General features: G+C 66.6%; 17 protein-coding genes and 1 pseudogene. 10 read left to right on the top strand and 8 right to left on the bottom strand.

The genetic code is table 11. From position 1 onward, the window contains the following. Nucleotides 1–46 precede the first annotated feature (46 nt). A complete protein-coding gene (locus VFW69_RS00695; protein ID WP_526497120.1) occupies nucleotides 47–1,123 on the top strand; it encodes a DUF475 domain-containing protein in 1,077 nt (358 codons plus the stop codon). Here the strand turns inward: VFW69_RS00695 and VFW69_RS00690 are convergent. Continuing rightward, nucleotides 1,120–1,812 (bottom strand): hypothetical protein, encoded by a 693-nt coding sequence (locus VFW69_RS00690; protein WP_526497118.1) that lies wholly within the window; start codon nucleotides 1,810–1,812, stop codon nucleotides 1,120–1,122. The genes VFW69_RS00695 and VFW69_RS00690 overlap by 4 nt on opposite strands. A gap of 76 nt (nucleotides 1,813–1,888) precedes the next feature. Beyond that, nucleotides 1,889–2,377 carry an inorganic diphosphatase gene (locus VFW69_RS00685; protein ID WP_526497116.1) on the bottom strand — a complete coding sequence of 163 codons (489 nt, stop codon included), beginning with the start codon at nucleotides 2,375–2,377 and terminating at the stop codon, nucleotides 1,889–1,891. A gap of 106 nt (nucleotides 2,378–2,483) precedes the next feature. Here VFW69_RS00685 and dacB point away from each other — a divergent pair, with 106 nt between their 5' ends. Genes dacB through hpt form a run of 4 tightly spaced genes read left to right on the top strand, consistent with a single transcriptional unit; the run spans nucleotide 2,484 to nucleotide 6,554 of the window. Beyond that, nucleotides 2,484–3,869 carry a D-alanyl-D-alanine carboxypeptidase/D-alanyl-D-alanine endopeptidase gene (dacB, locus tag VFW69_RS00680; RefSeq protein WP_526497172.1) on the top strand — a complete coding sequence of 462 codons (1,386 nt, stop codon included), beginning with the start codon at nucleotides 2,484–2,486 and terminating at the stop codon, nucleotides 3,867–3,869. Continuing rightward, a complete protein-coding gene (locus VFW69_RS00675; RefSeq protein ID WP_526497114.1) occupies nucleotides 3,866–4,927 on the top strand; it encodes an Rv3626c family coenzyme F420 biosynthesis-associated protein in 1,062 nt (353 codons plus the stop codon). The genes dacB and VFW69_RS00675 overlap by 4 nt, the downstream gene beginning before the upstream one ends. After that, nucleotides 4,906–5,898, top strand: a complete 993-nt coding sequence (tilS, locus tag VFW69_RS00670) for a tRNA lysidine(34) synthetase TilS (protein WP_526497112.1) — start codon at nucleotides 4,906–4,908, stop codon at nucleotides 5,896–5,898. The genes VFW69_RS00675 and tilS overlap by 22 nt, the downstream gene beginning before the upstream one ends. Nucleotides 5,899–5,942: 44 nt before the next feature. Next, nucleotides 5,943–6,554: a hypoxanthine phosphoribosyltransferase gene (hpt, locus tag VFW69_RS00665; protein WP_526497110.1), complete on the top strand. Its 612-nt coding sequence runs from the start codon at nucleotides 5,943–5,945 to the stop codon at nucleotides 6,552–6,554. A gap of 77 nt (nucleotides 6,555–6,631) precedes the next feature. On the opposite strand, the gene VFW69_RS00660 is transcribed toward hpt, so the two are convergent. Beyond that, nucleotides 6,632–7,369, bottom strand: a complete 738-nt coding sequence (locus VFW69_RS00660; protein WP_526497108.1) for an SIMPL domain-containing protein — start codon at nucleotides 7,367–7,369, stop codon at nucleotides 6,632–6,634. Nucleotides 7,370–7,519: 150 nt separating this feature from the next. Beyond that, nucleotides 7,520–7,681, bottom strand: a complete 162-nt coding sequence (locus VFW69_RS00655) for a hypothetical protein (RefSeq protein WP_526497106.1) — start codon at nucleotides 7,679–7,681, stop codon at nucleotides 7,520–7,522. 371 nt (nucleotides 7,682–8,052) lie between these two features. On the opposite strand from VFW69_RS00655, the gene VFW69_RS00650 reads away from it, so the two are divergent. Both VFW69_RS00650 and VFW69_RS00645 read left to right on the top strand, forming a co-directional pair. Then, complete coding sequence (locus VFW69_RS00650; RefSeq protein WP_526497104.1) at nucleotides 8,053–8,352, top strand: PE domain-containing protein; 300 nt, start codon at nucleotides 8,053–8,055, stop codon at nucleotides 8,350–8,352. A gap of 11 nt (nucleotides 8,353–8,363) precedes the next feature. Beyond that, nucleotides 8,364–9,605 (top strand): PPE family protein, encoded by a 1,242-nt coding sequence (locus tag VFW69_RS00645; protein ID WP_526497102.1) that lies wholly within the window; start codon nucleotides 8,364–8,366, stop codon nucleotides 9,603–9,605. A 33-nt stretch (nucleotides 9,606–9,638) separates the two neighbouring features. Here VFW69_RS00645 and VFW69_RS00640 read toward each other — a convergent pair. After that, a pseudogene (locus VFW69_RS00640) lies at nucleotides 9,639–10,058 on the bottom strand (HNH endonuclease signature motif containing protein); the annotation flags it as partial. A 60-nt stretch (nucleotides 10,059–10,118) separates the two neighbouring features. Between VFW69_RS00640 and VFW69_RS00635 the strand changes: the two are divergent. Continuing rightward, the gene (locus VFW69_RS00635) at nucleotides 10,119–11,435 is read left to right on the top strand and encodes an adenylate/guanylate cyclase domain-containing protein (protein WP_526497100.1); all 1,317 of its coding nucleotides are present in this window, start codon (nucleotides 10,119–10,121) and stop codon (nucleotides 11,433–11,435) included. Between the two features lie 219 nt (nucleotides 11,436–11,654). On the opposite strand, the gene VFW69_RS00630 is transcribed toward VFW69_RS00635, so the two are convergent. Genes VFW69_RS00630 through VFW69_RS00620 form a run of 3 tightly spaced genes read right to left on the bottom strand, consistent with a single transcriptional unit; the run spans nucleotide 11,655 to nucleotide 14,817 of the window. Beyond that, nucleotides 11,655–12,668: a zinc-binding dehydrogenase gene (locus VFW69_RS00630; RefSeq protein ID WP_526497098.1), complete on the bottom strand. Its 1,014-nt coding sequence runs from the start codon at nucleotides 12,666–12,668 to the stop codon at nucleotides 11,655–11,657. After that, nucleotides 12,668–13,855 carry an LLM class flavin-dependent oxidoreductase gene (locus VFW69_RS00625; RefSeq protein ID WP_526497096.1) on the bottom strand — a complete coding sequence of 396 codons (1,188 nt, stop codon included), beginning with the start codon at nucleotides 13,853–13,855 and terminating at the stop codon, nucleotides 12,668–12,670. The genes VFW69_RS00630 and VFW69_RS00625 overlap by 1 nt, the downstream gene beginning before the upstream one ends. Then, nucleotides 13,852–14,817 carry an alpha/beta fold hydrolase gene (locus VFW69_RS00620; RefSeq protein WP_526497094.1) on the bottom strand — a complete coding sequence of 322 codons (966 nt, stop codon included), beginning with the start codon at nucleotides 14,815–14,817 and terminating at the stop codon, nucleotides 13,852–13,854. Before VFW69_RS00620 ends, VFW69_RS00625 begins: the two co-directional genes overlap by 4 nt. Before the next feature lie 112 nt (nucleotides 14,818–14,929). Between VFW69_RS00620 and VFW69_RS00615 the strand changes: the two genes are divergently transcribed. Both VFW69_RS00615 and VFW69_RS00610 read left to right on the top strand, forming a co-directional pair. Beyond that, nucleotides 14,930–15,343 (top strand): VOC family protein, encoded by a 414-nt coding sequence (locus VFW69_RS00615; protein ID WP_526497092.1) that lies wholly within the window; start codon nucleotides 14,930–14,932, stop codon nucleotides 15,341–15,343. Nucleotides 15,344–15,493: 150 nt separating this feature from the next. Then, nucleotides 15,494–16,302, top strand: an 809-nt coding sequence (locus VFW69_RS00610; RefSeq protein WP_526497090.1) for an ATP-dependent metallopeptidase FtsH/Yme1/Tma family protein, incomplete at its 3' end; no start/stop codon positions are given.

Raw genomic sequence — 16,302 nt, 5'->3', positions numbered from 1 at the left:
TCGCGCGATCCGTTTCGCTAATGTGGGCGGCTGTCGGAAAGGATCCATGTCCGCTTTGCGCACCTTCGGGATCTCGCTGGTGGTTACCGCGGTGGCCCTGGGCCTCGGATATGCCTACGGCGGCTTCAAGGGTCTCTATCTGCTGGTGGTGCTGGCCGTCCTCGAGGTGTCGTTGTCGTTCGACAACGCCATCATCAACGCCTCGATCCTGAAACGGATGAGCCGCTTCTGGCAGCGGATGTTCCTGACGATCGGGATCCTCGTGGCCGTGTTCGGCATGCGACTGCTGTTCCCGCTGCTCATCGTGTGGGCGACAGCGGGCCTCGGCCCGGTGCGCGCGATGGAGCTGGCCCTGCATCCGCCGCCGCACGGCGGGCTGGAGTTTCCGGACGGCTCACCCAGCTACGAAAAGCTCGTCATCGCGGCCCACCCACAGATCGCCGCGTTCGGTGGAATCTTCCTTTTGATGCTGTTCCTCGATTTCATTTTCTACGACCGAGAAATCAAGTGGCTCAAGTGGATTGAGATCCCGTTCGCGCGCCTCGGCCGGCTGGGACGGGTGTCGTTGGTGGTCACCGGTCTGGTGTTGGTGCTGGTCGGCACGCAGTTGACGCACTCGAGTGACGAGGCGGCGACGGTGCTGACCGCCGGGCTGCTGGGCATGGTGACCTATCTCGTGGTCAATGGATTGGGCCGGGCGTTTCGGCCATCCGACACCGAAGCCGGTGCGGCCGACGCGGCGACGGGCTGGGCAGGCCTGACCCTGTTCCTCTACCTCGAAGTGCTCGATGCCGCATTTTCATTCGACGGCGTCACCGGCGCGTTCGCCATCACCTCGGACCCCATCGTCATCGCGCTGGGGCTGGGACTGGTGGGCTCGATGTTCGTCCGGTCGATCACCATCTACCTGGTCCGCCAGGAGGCGTTGGGCCGGTACGCGTACCTGGAACATGGCGCGCACTGGGCCATAGGTGCGCTGGCGATCATCATGCTGGGCTCCATCGAGCCCTGGTTCGAGGTCCCCGAGGCGTTCACGGCCTCGGTCGGCGTGGTCTTCATCGCGGCGGCGCTGGGCTGGAGCATCCTGCGCAATCGCCGCGAGCGCCAGGGTGTGACGGTCTAGGCCTCGATCTGCCCGGCGATGCGCTGTTCGATGGCGGCCCTGGCGGTGGCGGGGAGCGCGATCAGACCGTCGAGCTCCCTGGTCGCCCGCGCGTAGGCGTTCTGGCGTTCCTCGCGCGTCGCCGCATCGTCGTTTGCCAGATGCAGCAGGTTCTGGGCGCGCGCCAGCCGCTGCTGGTCGTCGGCCGAGAAGTCACTGCGCCGCCGCCGGATCGCCTCGGCCTCGGCGATCTCGAACGCGCTGAGGTACTCGTGGACGGCATCGCGGTAGTCCAGCAGCGCATCCCGGTCACCCACCAGGGCGTCGGGCGGTTCCGGCCGCAGCAGGTCGGCGCGCCGCTTCGCCTTATGGAACGCGATGGTGAGCGGGTCGCGCATGTTGGTCATCAGCGGGAAGTCCAACAACTTCGCGATGTCGAGCTCATAATCGAACCACCGGGCCTCGGTACGGTCATGCGCGGCAACGAGCTTGGCGACTTCCCGGCGGTCGGCTTCCTCGTGGGCCCGCCCTCGCCCGGATGCCTCCGCCACCGCGATCTTGGCCTGCTGCTTCAACCGGTAGCGCTCCATGCGGCGCTCAGCTCGGCGCTCGTTGGCCGCGCCGATGGCCCGAAGCCCGCCGCCGATCACGCCGCCCAGCGGGAAAACCAGCCACCAGAAATTCGCGGCGAAATGCAGCACCGGAGTCACATCGCCAGGATGCCACCGAGAATCCCGCAGCGGCGCGGGCGCGATTACGCCGAAAGCATCAACGCCCCGGTGTGGTTCAGTGCCCTTCGGTCTTGAACCGCTCGATCGAGCGCTGGATCTCCGCCTCGGCTTCTTCGCGGCCAACCCAGTCCGCGGCCTTGACGAACTTGCCCGGTTCCAGGTCCTTGTAGTGCACGAAGAAGTGCTTGATCACGTCCAGCTCGAACTCCGGAACGTCCCCGATGTCCTGGACGTGGTCCCAGCGGTGGTCGCCGGCAGGCACGCACAGGACCTTGTCGTCGCCGCCCTTCTCGTCGGTCATCCGGAACATGCCGACCGGACGGGCCTCGACGAGCACGCCGGGAAACACCGACTGCGGCAACAGCACCATCGCGTCCAGGGGGTCGCCGTCCTCGCCGAGGGTGTCCTCGATGAAGCCGTAGTCGGTCGGGTAGGCCATCGCGGTGTACAGGTAGCGGTCCAGACGTAGCCGTCCAGTCTCGTGGTCGACCTCGTACTTGTTCCGCTGGCCCTTTTGGATCTCGATGGTCACGTCGAATTCCACCGCGTCGGCTCCTTGTCTGGTAGGCAGACCAATTTTGCTCTGTCACACCCTAGTCGAGCGCATCGGCGCCGATTCGGCAGAATGGGTCTAGACAGTCAGGAGAGTGATGGCCCGTACTCGCTGGCAAAAATCCACCCCAGTGCTCATCGGGTTGGCCGTGCTGGCGTTTGTCGCCGCGGTAGTGGTGGCGGCAACGTTTTTCACCACGGCCGGACACGGCGCCAACAGCGCGCATGCCCCGATACCGCCCCCGCACGCGCCGGCGGTAAAGCCGGGCATGACCCCGGTGAGCGACACCGCCGAACTACCCAGCGGGCCCGGCGTCGGCGCGATGCTGGCGCCGGTGGCGAGCGACCCCAACCTGGGCCGGTTAGGCGGACGAATCACCGACGCCATCACCGGAAAGGAGTTGTGGCAGGTGGCGGGCGACATGCCGTTGGTGCCGGCGTCGACCAACAAGGTGCTCACCGCGGCCGCGGCCTTGCTGACGCTGGACCATCAGGCCCGGATCAGCACCCGCGTGGTGGCCGGCAGCCAAAACGCCCAGGGACCCGTCGCGCTGGTGGGTGCGGGCGATCCGGCGCTGTCGGCGGCGCCGCCCGGCGTGGACACGTGGTACCGGGGGTCGGCCCGGATCAGTGACCTCGTCGAACAGATCCGCCGCAGCGGCGTTACGCCGACCGCGGTGCAGGTGGACACCTCGGCGTTCAGCGGGCCGACGATGGCGCAGGGCTGGGACCTGGCTGACGTCGACAACGGCGACATCGCGCCGATCGAGTCGGTAATGATCGATGCCGGCCGCATCCAGCCTTCGACGGTTAACTCGCGGCGTTCCCGGACCCCGGCCCTGGATGCCGGCCGGGAGCTGGCCAAGGCGCTGGGCCTGGACCCGAACGCGGTCACGATCGCGACCGCGCCGTCGGGAGCGCGGCAGCTGGCGGTCGTGCAGTCGGCGCCGCTGGTCCAGCGGCTGTCCGAGATGATGGACCACTCCGACAACGTGCTGGCCGAAAGCATCGCTCGCGAGGTGGCGGCCGCGATCAACCGACCGCGTAGCTTCGCCGGCGCCGTCGACGCTGTGACGAACAGGCTGACCACCGCTCACGTCGACACCGTGGGTGTGACGCTGCTGGATTCGAGTGGACTGTCGGTCGACGACCGGCTGACGGCCAAGACGCTCGACGGCGTGCTGCAGGCCGCGGCGGGGCCCGACCAGCCGTCGCTGCGTGCGCTGCTGGATCTGCTCCCGATCGCCGCCGGCAGCGGGACGCTGGCCGATCGCTTCACCGACGCCTCCACCGCCCAGGGCCCCGCGGGCTGGCTGCGGGCCAAAACCGGCTCGCTGACCAGCGTCAACGCGCTGGCCGGAGTGCTCACCGACCGCAGCGGCCGGGTGCTCACCTTCGCGTTCATCTCCAACGATGCCGGTCCGAACGGCCGAAACGTGATGGACGCGCTGGCGACCCGGCTCTGGTCCTGCGGGTGCTCATGACGCCGGCGCCGGACCTGACCCTGGGCACCGCCGTCGACTGGCAGTTCGCGGCCGCGGTCGGTCGGCGGCTGGTGCGGCCGGGTCCGCCATCCAGCGACTACACCCGCCGCCAAGTGATCGATGAACTCGCCGCCGCGTCCACCCAAGCCGAACCGTTGGTGCGGGACGTCACCGGCCTGGTCACCAACGGCGCGGTGCCGGCGGCCCGCATCGTCGACCGTCCGGATTGGATCGCCGCGGCCACCGAGTCGATGCGGGTGATGATGCACGGCGCCGAGAAGCCGCGCGGGTTTCTCACCGGCCGCGTCACCGGCGCGCAGACCGGCGCCGTCCTGGCGTACGTGTCCTCGGGGATCCTCGGCCAATACGACCCGTTCGCTACCGATAACGGGGCGAAAACGGGCTGCCTGCTGCTGGTGTATCCCAACGTCATAGCCGTCGAGCGGCAGCTCCGAATCGACCCCTCCGATTTCCGGCTATGGGTGTGCCTGCACGAGGTCACCCATCGAGTGCAGTTCACCGCCAACCCCTGGCTGCCCGACTACATGTCGGAAGCGCTGGGCCTGCTGACGCGCGATGCCGGTGAGGACATCGGGCAGGTGATCGGCCGGCTCGCCGAGTACGCCCGCAATCGCGGCGATAAAACGTCGGAGCCCGACGCCAACTCGGCGGGGATTCTCGGGCTGGTGCGCGCGGTGCAGTCCGAACCGCAGCGGCAGGCGCTGGATCAGTTGCTGGTGCTGGGCACCCTGCTGGAGGGCCACGCCGACCACGTCATGGATGCCGTCGGGCCGATGGCGGTGCCGTCGGTGGCAACCATCCGCCGCCGGTTTGACGAGCGTCGCCACCGCAAGCAGCCGCCGCTGCAGCGGTTGTTGCGCGCACTGCTGGGGCTCGACGCGAAGCTCAGCCAGTACACCCGCGGCAAGGCGTTCGTCGATCACGTGGTCGGCCAGGTGGGAATGGCGCGGTTCAACGCCATCTGGACGGGTCCCGAAACGCTGCCGTTGCCCACCGAGATCGAAGAGCCCCAGCGATGGATCGACCGGGTGCTGTAGGACAGCTGCGCGCGGCTGTCGAGGCGTTCATCAAGACCCACCTCGCCACCGTCGAACAATGGTGCGTGGCGCTGTCCGGCGGTCCGGATTCGCTGGCACTCACCGCGGTCGCGGCCCAGCTGCGACCCACCACCGCGGTGGTCGTCGACCACGGCCTGCAATCCGACTCGGTCGCCGTCGCCGAGACCGCACGCGCGCAGGCTATCTCATTGGGATGCGTTGGGGCCCAAGTGGTCCGGGTGCGGGTGGGCGATCCGTCTGGTCGGGGGGGCGGTCCCGAGGCGGCGGCCCGCGCGGCCCGCTACGCCGCGTTGAGCGCCTACCACACCGGTCCGGTGCTGCTGGGCCACACGCTGGACGACCAGGCCGAGACGGTCCTGCTGGGACTGGGCCGGGGATCCGGGGTGCGCTCGATCGCCGGAATGCGTCCGTACGATCCGCCGTGGTGCCGCCCGTTGCTAAAGGTGCGCCGGGCCGTCACGCACGGCGCGTGCCAGGAGCTGGGGTTGACCCCGTGGCAGGATCCGCACAACGCCGACCGCCGCTTCACCCGGGCCCGGCTGCGCAGCGAGGTGCTGCCGCTGCTGGAAGACGTGCTCGGCGGTGGCGTGGCCGAGGCGCTGGCCCGCACCGCCACCTCGCTGCGGGAGGACTCTGAGTTGATCGACACGCTGGCGGCCCGGGCGCTGCCCGAGGCCGAGGCGGACGCCGGTCTGCTAGTGCAGGCGTTGGCGACGCTGGACGCCCCGGTGCGGCGGCGGGTGATCCGGACGTGGCTGCTGGTCGGCGGCGCAACGAACCTGACCGACAAGCAGATTCGTGGGGTGGACGCCTTAGTCACCGGCTGGCATGGGCAGGGTGGGGTGGCGGTGGGGTCGTCGCTGCCCGATGAGCGATTGTTCGCGGGGCGCCGCGACGGCGTGCTGACGTTGTGGCGCGAGCCGGTCGGCAGACCAATCCAGGGACCGTAATATCGGCGCTGCCGTTGGTTATTCGCCCGCCGGCGTGGCACTCTGTGGGCGTGGCCCAGATCTCCTCGGCGATCACCCCCGCTCAACCCGCGGAGCTGTACCCCGGGGATATCAAGTCTGTGCTGCTGACGTCGGCGCAAATTCAGGCGCGAATCGCCGAACTCGGCCGCGAAATCGGGGAGAACTACCGGGACGCCGCGATCGAGACCGGACAGGACCTGCTGCTGATCACCGTCCTCAAGGGCGCTGTGATCTTTGTCACTGATCTGGCCCGCGCGATCCCGCTTCCCACGCAGTTCGAGTTCATGGCCGTCAGCTCCTACGGGTCATCGACGTCCTCCTCGGGCGTGGTGCGGATTCTCAAGGATCTGGACCGCGATATCGAGCGTCGTGACGTGCTGATCGTTGAGGACGTCGTCGACTCGGGCCTCACCCTGTCCTGGCTGCTGCGCAACCTCAAGACGCGCCACCCGCGCTCGCTGCGGGTGTGCACCTTGCTGCGCAAGCCCGACGCGCAGGGCGCCCATGTCGACATCGCCTACGTGGGCTTCGACATCCCCAACGACTTCGTCGTCGGCTATGGCCTCGATTACGACGAGCGCTACCGCGACCTGTCCTACATCGGAACCCTGGACCCCAGGGTCTACCAGCAGTAGAGCCCGCCTCGATTCGCCGGGCTCAGTCCAATGGCGGCGACCCGCGGCGCCCGGCTACGCCGCGCTTGCGATCGCCGCTAGTCCAATTCCCACTGCGCGGTCACCGAGAAGTTCACGGTCTGCTGGCCTGGTTCCAGCGGAACCATCGACGGCATGGCCCGCGGAGCCCCGACCGGCGGCGGGGTGGCGCCGGTGGCCTCCGAAATGGACAGCACCCGGCCCAGCCGGAGCCCGGACAGCTGGGCATACTGCTCGGCGCGGCTCTTGGCGTCGTTGAACGCCCGCGACCGGGCGTCCTTCACCAGCTGCGAATCGTCGGCGATGGAATAGCGGACGGACGTGATCCGAGTGGCGTCACCGCCCGTGCCGACGATGAGGGCCAGCAAGCGCGATGCGGCATCCGTTGGGTGGATTTTGACTGCGATGGCGTTGGTCGCGCGGTACGCGGTGATGGCGGCGGTACCGCTGGGCCCGGGGTTGTTGTATTCGGGCGACAGCGTGACCTCGGTGGTGCTGATGTCCTTACGTTCGATGCCGGCGCCGGTCAGTGCGTTGATGACCGCCTGTTGACGATCGTTGGTTTGGTTCATCGCCGTGGTGACGTCGGGCGCGGTAAATTCGATGCCCACGTCGGCGGTCAGGGTGTCCGGGACACCTTGCACCTGACCGGTGCCCACAACTGTGACCTGACGGGGATTGGCCCCCGGCTGCGGCGGGTTGTGCTTGTCGCACGCCGAGGTCGCTGCGATTGCCAGCCCGGCCGTGGCCACGGCGATCGATCGGCGGACATAACTTCCAGTGCTGGGTTTCGGCATGACTGGACCCTAGCGTCTAGGGTGCTTCGAGACGATGCTCTCTGCGGGAGTGCATGATTGGCGCGCCTTACCACGCGACGGCCCGCACCACAGCAGCGGCAGCAGCCTTCCGCCCCGGACCCTCGTCGTGTGGTCCGATCAGTTCGGACTTCAGTCCGGCGCCGCAACGTCGTCGGTAACGCGGCCCGCGCCGCCGACTTCGGTCAGGTCGAAGACGCGAATGATGAGGTGCGACAGTCCGTTTAGCGCGATCACCATGACGATTATCACCACCAGTGCAGTCCAGGGGGCATCGGCGTTCCGTCCCGTCAAGCTGCGGATACCTGCTTCCCGCGGCGTAGTCCCACTCCGTTCGCGGATGGTTCCGAGCTCGTCGCGAACTCGCCTATCAGAGGGGGCTGGGCACCCGTCCAATGCATCGCCGGCAAAGGCTAGTGGCTACCGCGGTAGGCTCATATAAGTTCATATATAGCTCCAATCATATTTGTTTGCAGCATTTTTCATGCGAACCTCAAATGATGCAGCGTCTCGGATCAGCTAAGTGAACAGTTCCCGTCCTGGCCATGAATTAGCGACTCTCGGGCTGTCATCTCTGGACATGACTGGCCTAACGTGTCCAGGCGTCTGACTCGGCACTTCCATCGATGCCGAGAGCTATTGATTTGAAAGGATTTTGAGAAGACATGTCGTTCTTGATGGCGCAACCGGAAATACTGGACGCCGCTTCCCACGAGCTGCATAAGATCAATGCGTCCGTGCGGGAGGGAAGTTCGGCGTTGGCCTTCCCCACGACCAGGGTGGTCCCCGCCGCAGCTGACGCGGTATCGATATTGACCGCGCAACAGTTCTCCCGGCACGGCCAGCTCTTCCAGGAGATCAGTGCGCAGGCTGCGCTGGTTCGTGAGCAGTTGGCGACGATGCTTGGCATCAGCGCCGGTTCGTACGCCGCCACGGAGATCTCCAACACTGCCGCGGTCGGTTAGGCGAGCACACCATGCTCGACTTCGCGCAGCTGCCGCCGGAGATCAACTCCGCGCTGATGTACTCAGGACCCGGCTCGGGGCCGCTGCTGGCCGCCGCGGCGGCCTGGGACGGTCTGGCCACCGAGTTGCATTCCGCGGCGTCCGCCTATGGGTCGGTGATCGCGGGCCTTGCCGACGGGCCATGGCAGGGGTCGGCCGCCTCGGCCATGCTCACTGCGGTTGTTCCGCAAGTGGCGTGGTTACTCGGCACGGGCGGAAAGGCCGAACACGTCGCCGCTCAAGCAGTAACCGCGGCGGGTGCCTATGAGTTGGCGTTCTCTGAAACGGTGCCGCCGCCGGTGATTGCGGCGAACCGGGCGTTGCTGATGGAGTTGCTGGCGACGAACTTCCTCGGCCAGAACATCCCGGCCATTGCGGCTACCGAGGCCCAATATGGCGAGATGTGGGCTCAAGACGCCGGCGCGATGTACGGATACGCCGGTGGGTCGGCCGCAGCGTCGATGTTGCCGCCATTCGAGCCGGCCGAATCCGCTACCAACCCGGCCGGCGCGGCTCGTCAGGCCGCTGCGGTGGCCCAAGCGGCCGGCGCCAGCGGAAGCGAGAGCGCGCAGGTGCTCGACGTGCCCCAAACGCTGTCCGCCCTGGCCGGGTCGACAAACAATCCCGCGTCGCCTGGCAATCCCACGCTTTCTCTGGGAGGAATCAGCCTGAACCCCGAAGGCGATGGACTGGTTGTGGGGGGCCCATTGGGTGATCTGTTAGAGGGCCTGACCGGGTCGCAAACATTGGATGCCAGCACGCCTTTCGACGCGTTCATCCGATTGATTTCTCCGACACGGCTCTTCACCACTTCGTTCAAAGACATCCAAAGCATCGCTCAGGGCATGTTGCCGGCCGCGAAGTCGGCCACCGAGGGCGTCGCCAAGGCCGCAGCGGCCTCGCTCCCGGCCGTCGTTTCGGGCGCGGGCCTGGGCTCGGTGGGCGCGATTGGCGGAGCGGTCGGCAAGGCGGCATCTGTCGGTGGATTGTCGGTACCGGCGGCCTGGGCCAGCGCGGCCCCGACGGCACCTTCGGTGGCCGTGGCTCTCAACGGCGCCACCGCTGCGGGCGCGGTTGACCGCGCCACGAATGCGGTGGGTGGGGTGCCGATGATGCCCACCGGCGGGGCGGCGCGCAGCGCCGGCGCCCACTTTGTGCCGCCGCGATACGGTTTCAAGCCCACCGTCATCGCGCAACCTCCTGCGGGAGGCTGATTCGAAGACCGAACCGGCAATTGTTGGGACGATTTAGAAGGGTGGATCGTCCGGCAAGGGCTGCAGGACCGGCTCGTCGGGCATCCAATCCCTCGGCAATTCCTCCGGTTCTCTGGGGTCGTTCACCCAGGTGCAATACGGACTGGTGCTGGGCGCGCCCTTGAACAGGAAAAGCGTGTCCCGCATGTGGTTTCGGAACTTGCGTGACGCGATCTCGTCTTCGCGGGCCCGTTCTAGCCGCGACCGGGCTTCATTGATCGGCCGCTGGTCGCGATTATGCTTGCGAGCGTAGGCAACTCGTGCGATTCGCTGCTGTGACCTGCTTCGCCGCCTGGGAGCGGGCGCTGCGCATGCTGGACCACTCGGCTGTGGGAACAGGTCGGCACCGGCGGGCGAGGTCCGATAGGTCCGTCCGCTCGGCGACGTCCACACGACCGCGCCGTCGACTCGTTGGAGATCAGCCAAGCGGCCTGACTCCGGTAATCGACTCGTTCCTCGGCTTAGACTTCCGCAATGTTCTCGGAGACGCGCTATGCGATGAACGGGGACTTGCGCGTGGCGTATCGGGCGTCAGCTAAAGGTGCTCGCGACATTGTGTTCGTGCCGAATTGGTTCACATGCTGCGAAGTCCTTCCGGAGCTTCCGTCCATTCAAGGGTGGGTCGAGGCGATGACCTCGCTCGGTCGGCTTATCTTCTTTGACCAGCCAGGCACGGGAGCGTCAGATCCGGTGGCGCCCGGCGCGATGCCCACGCTGGAGCAGTGGTCCGACAGCATCACCGCGGTGCTCGATGACCTCGGGAGCCGCCAAGCGGTCCTACTTGGAATGGTTGGCTCGCTAGCGACGGCGGCATTGTTCGCGGCCACGCACCCGTCTCGCACGACCGCCTTGGTGATACTTGAAGGAACAGCCGATACATCCGATGAAGCCTTGGCTTCTACGAGGGCTGCTACGACCGCCATGTGGGGGACCGGCGAGTTACAACTTCTGCTCAACCCGGATATGCCGTGGAACGAGGAAATCCGAGCTAGCTGGGCTCGGATGGAACGCATGGCGGCAAGCCCGCGGACGGTCGCGCTCATGTCAGAACTTGTGAGCGACTTAAATATGCAGGCAGTCCTTCCGACAGTTCGCGTACCAACTCTTGTCGTCCACCACGCCGACGACCCCGTGATCCCGCCCGCGGAGGGCAGGCACGTCGCTGATCACATACCGGGCGCGAAATACGTTGAGCTCCCGGGCCGCAACATTTACCACGTCGTCGAGCCCGAGTGGCGGGCATCCTTCCAGGAGGTCGCCGAGTTCCTCACCGGCCAGCAGCTCGACGTGGCCGACGACCGGGTGCTTGCCACGGTGTTGTTCACCGACATCGTGGAGTCGACGCAGCACGCCGCCAAGATGGGCGACCGGGACTGGCATGCGTTGCTTGATGCTCACGACGCCGTTGTGCGGTCGCAGCTTGCCCGCTTTCGGGGCCGCGAGGTGAACACATCGGGTGACGGATTCCTGGCGGCGTTCGACGGCCCGCAGCGGGCGATCCGCTGCGCCATGGCGATTCGGGACGCAGTGCAGGTGCTTGGCATCGAGGTGCGCGCTGGGATGCACACCGGCGAGTGCGAGGTTCGTGGCGATGACATCGGCGGGATCGCGGTGCACATCGGCGCACGAGTGAGCGCCCTGGCAGGCCCGAACGACGTGCTCGTGTCCAGCACACTGCGCGACCTCGTGATCGGCTCAGGCATCGAGTTCGAGGACCGCGGCACTCGCCAACTCAAAGGCGTACCTGGCGAGTGGCGCATCTTCGCCGTCGCCTCTGCACGAACGACATAGACGCACCGGATGTTTCCACGACGCGGAATCGAACAGAGGTTATGCGCTCTTTAGACCCCGGTCGCATCTAGCCGGTCGTCAGCCGTGTCGTGCCGGTCAGAGCATTCTGCAGGGGTCTCCTGCACGATTTACCGCGCCGTCGGCAAGTTGTGTGTCGCGCCAGTCGCCGAAAGTCTTGAGGCGATGAACGTTCGATTGTAAGTGGCCGACCGACAACCTTCAGGGCGTGACGAGGATCTTGCAGTGCCGCTCGGGGTCGGCAAGATCGTCGAACGCCGTACCGACCGCGTCGAGGCCGACCTCGCCGGTGATCAGCGGGCTGACGTCGACGTCGCCCTCGGCCAGGGCGCGCAGCGAGTCGCCGAACTCCTCGGGCGTGTAGGCGAGTACGAATTGCACGTTGATCTCTTTGGCGATCGCGAAGAACGGATGCACCGTGTCGGGTTGCATGCACACACCGGCGACCACAAGGCGGGTGCCGGGCCGCGCCCGAAGCAGCACGTCGTCGATGATGCCGGGCACGCCGACCGCCTCGAACACCACCGCGGGCTTGACGGTGTCGAAGGGCGAGCCCTGCGCCGGGTCCAGCGTCTGGTGGGCTCCCATCGCGGTGGCCAGCTCGCGGCGTCTAGGCGAAAAGTCGGACGCCACAATGGTTTCAACACCCTTTGCCCGCAGGGCGGCGATGATGGCGATGCCGATCGGGCCGCAGCCGAGCACCAGGGCCGTCTCGCCGGGGGCGATGTTGGACTTGTTGACGGCGTGCAGCCCCACCGCCATCGGCTCGGTCAGGGAGGCGTGTTTGAAATCCAGGCCGTTGGGGATGGTCAGCAGCAGCGGCGCCGAAAGCAGCATCCGTTCGGCGTAGCCGCCGATGGTGTTGTTGCTGTAGACGATCGGCTCGACGCCCTTGGCGGACAACAGCACCGGCAACGACGTGACCAGGGTGCCCGGTGAATGGGTATCGGTATCTGGCCCGGCTTCGAGGATCTCGGCGCTGAATTCGTGACCCATGAAAATGTCGTAGTTCAGGTCGACGTGCATGGCGCCCGAGCCGCCGGCCACCCGGTCGCTCATTTCCAGCACCTGCGCGCCGTGGGCGGCGAAGTGCAAGTCGGAGCCGCAGATGCCGCACGCCCGCACGCCCACCAGCACCTGGCCGGCTTCGGGTATCGGATCGGGTACGTCGTCCCGGTACACCATGCGGCCGTCCCGCAACACTGCCGCGCGCATCAGTGCACCGCGTCTTTCTGCTCGTCGACGTGCTCAGTGATGGCCTTCACGACCGCCTCGCCGGCCCGGCCGATCAACTGGTCGCGCTTGCCCTTCGCCCAGTCATGCGACGAGCGGGACGCTTCGAGCTGTCGTTTGAAGTGCGGAATCACCTTGCGCGCCATCAGGTGATAGCTGTGGTACGTCGCTTGCGGGGAGGCCCAGTCGTGGCCGAGCATCAGCAGGGTGCCGAAGCCGCCAGAGCGGTCGAGCAGGTCTTCGATGTGGGCGATAGCGTCCTCGGGAGTGCCGATGCAGCAGTTTCCCTTGGCGGCATAGTCTGCGACGAACTCGTGTGGCGTCTGGGTGCCTTCCACGCTGTTGGCCAGGGGCACAAATCCGGCGGCGCCAAAGTAATTCGCGAAATCCTGCAGCCCGTAGGTGCAGTCGTCGATGGCCTGCTCACGGCTGTCGGCGATGTGCATGATGCTCAGGACGCGCCAGCCGGCCCGGTCCGGCTCATCCCGTCCGACCTTCGCCGCCTGTTCGCGAACCACGTCCCAGGTGGTCTCCAGCGCCGCGTAGCCGCCCGGTACAGACATCGACAACGACAGCAGCGAGGTGCCGAGCGCGCCGGCCAGCCGGGGGCCCGACGGCGAAATCATCGCCGCGGTGGAGATTTCGGGGTATGGCCAGGTGTAGGGCCGGATGTGCAACTGCGCGTCTCGCAGGGTGAACCAGTCGGAGTGACGGTCTATGCGTTCCGTGGGTGCGGCACGGAACAGCGCGAGGATCGCCTCGAGAGACTCCTGCATCATCCGGCGCTGCTCGATCGGGTCGATGCCCATCATGTAGGCGTCCGAGGGCAGCGCACCGGGGCCGGTGCCGAACATCACCCGCCCACGGGTCAAGTGGTCGAGCAGCACCCAGCGGTCGGCCACCATGAGCGGATGGTGATAGGGCAGCGACACCACCCCGGTGCCCAGCCGGATGTGTTTGGTCCGCTCGGCCGCCGCGGCGATGAAGACCTCCGGGCAGGCGATCAGCTCGTAGCCACCGGAGTGGTGCTCGCCGAACCACGCCTCGTCGAATCCCAGCCGATCCAGGGCGACGACGCGTTCCATGTCGTATTCCAGTGCCACGGTTGGGGATTGGCCGATGGGATGAAACGGTGTGATAAATACACCGAAACGCAGGGGCGCGCTCATTGCAGCTCCAATCCGTCGAGGAATTCCAATAAGGCCGCATTCACCTCGGCGGGGCGCTCCTGCTGCAGCCAATGCCCGGCGCCGTCGATCATCACCTGTTGGTACGGGCCCGAGATCGCATCCGCGGCGCGATCGGTGCGGGTGAAAGACAGGACGGGATCGGCCGTCCCGCCGATGAACAAACACGGGACCGAAATCTTCGCGCCGTCGAGTTCGGCGGTGGTCTCCCAGTTGCGGTCGAAGTTGCGATACCAGTTCAGGCCGCCGGTGAAACCGGTGCGGGTGAACTCGGCGATGTAGTGGTCGAGCTCGCCCTGGCTTATCCAGTCCGGCAGCCCGTCGGGTTCGGGCAGCCGGTCGATGAAACCTTCCGGACCGGGGGCCACCATCCGTAGCGCCGCGGCCTTGTCACCGGATGTCCGCAGGCTGCCCATCATGCGTCGCATCACCCGAGCGGGATCGACGTTCAATTCGGCGTCGGCGACGCCGGGCTCCTGGAAATAAAGGATGTAGAAGAAGTTCTCGCCGAACGTCTTGCGCCACGCCGTCGTCGGCGCCACCTTTGGGCGCGGCGTCACCGGCACGCTCATCGCGGCGACGGCCGCGACCCGATCCGGGTGCAGCAGCGGGGCGTTCCACACCACGGCGGCACCCCAGTCGTGTCCGACCCACACGGCGCGCTGCGCGCCGACGTCGTCGAGCAGACCGGCCAGGTCGGCGGTCAGCTGATGAATGTCGTAGGCGTCGACGGCGTCCGGACGATCAGAACCGCCGTAGCCGCGTTGATCGGGCGCCAGCACGTGGTAGCCGGCGTCGGCGAGGACGGGTATCTGGTGACGCCAGGAGTAGGCGAGTTCGGGGAAGCCATGAGCCAGGAGCACCACGGGTGCGCCTCGGTCGCCCGCTTCGGTCACTCGCAGCCGCACACCGTTGGTATCTACTAACCGTTCGGTTGGGGGCACCGTCCCACCAAAGCACAACGGTTGCTGGCTGAGAAGGGCCCGAGCGGTCTTGGCTTATCCGAATTGCGCTCGGTTGGCGACCAAGAGGCAGCAGGCGGGAATACTCGATTCGATGCGACTGGACCATGTGGTGCTTTGGACGAAAAATCCGCGGGTGTCGATGGACTTCTACACCCGCGTCGTCGGGCTGGAACCGGTCCGGTTCGCCGAATTCGAAGCCGGAGATGCGCCGTTTCCCAGCGTGCGGGTTTGTGCGGACTCCATCATCGACTTGATGCCCGCCGAAGGCATTTCGGCGACCGAAACGTTGACCCGCATCGAGGGCAGCGCCGGCCATCCGGTCAATCACGTCTGCCTGGCGCTGTCGAAGGCCGAATACGATGCGCTGGACCGGCGGCTGCAGGCCGACGGCGTGGACACCAGCGCGCGGCTGAACCGGAGCTTCGGCGCGCGGGGGTGGGCGCCGCAGGGGTACTACTTCGCCGATCCGGACGGCAACGTTGTCGAGGCCCGGTATTACGAGTAGCCGGGAACTGCCCCTCGTTAACTGAGAAAGGACGGTGGCGACCCGCTGCGCCCCGGCTCTGCCGGAGCTCTCGATCGCCACTAGCGGTAGCCTGGACTTTTCCAGCTGCGTGTATATCGGGGAAGGACCTGGCCGGCAGGCCGATGATTGATGAACCGGAAAAACGTGATTCGCACCATCACGGCGATCGCTGTCGTGGTACTGCTCGGTTGGTCGTTCTTCTATTTCAGCGACGACACCCGCGGCTATAAGCCCGTCGACACGTCGGTGGCGATGTCCCAGATCAACGGCGACAACGTCAAAAGCGCACAAATCGACGACCGCGAACAGCAGCTGCGATTGACCCTGAAGAAGGGCAATGGTGACACGGACAATTCCGACAAGGTCATCACCAAGTTCCCCAGCGGCTACGCGGTGGACCTGTTCAATGCGCTGAGCGCTAAGAACGCAAAGGTCAGCACGGTCGTCAACCAGGGCAGCATCCTGGGTGAGCTGCTGGTCTACGTCCTACCGCTGCTGCTACTGGTCGGGCTGTTCGTGATGTTCTCCCGCATGCAGGGCGGCGCCCGGATGGGCTTCGGCTTCGGCAAGTCGCGCGCCAAACAGCTCTCCAAGGACATGCCCAAGACCACGTTCGCCGACGTCGCCGGCGTCGACGAGGCGGTCGAGGAACTCTACGAGATCAAGGACTTCCTGCAGAACCCGGGCCGCTACCAGGCGCTGGGCGCCAAGATCCCCAAAGGCGTGCTGCTGTACGGGCCCCCGGGCACCGGTAAGACGCTGCTGGCCCGCGCGGTCGCCGGGGAAGCCGGGGTGCCGTTCTTCACGATTTCGGGTTCGGACTTCGTCGAGATGTTCGTCGGTGTCGGCGCCTCCCGCGTGCGCGACCTGTTCGAGCAGGCCAAGCAGAACAGCCCGTGCATCATCTTCGTCGACGAGATCGACGCGGTGGGCCGCCA

It is taken from the genome of Mycobacterium sp., from assembly GCF_036273375.1.
Taxonomy (GTDB): domain Bacteria; phylum Actinomycetota; class Actinomycetes; order Mycobacteriales; family Mycobacteriaceae; genus Mycobacterium.
The sequence above is the reverse complement of the archived record's forward strand: the minus strand, read 5'-3'. Positions and strand labels throughout refer to the sequence as shown.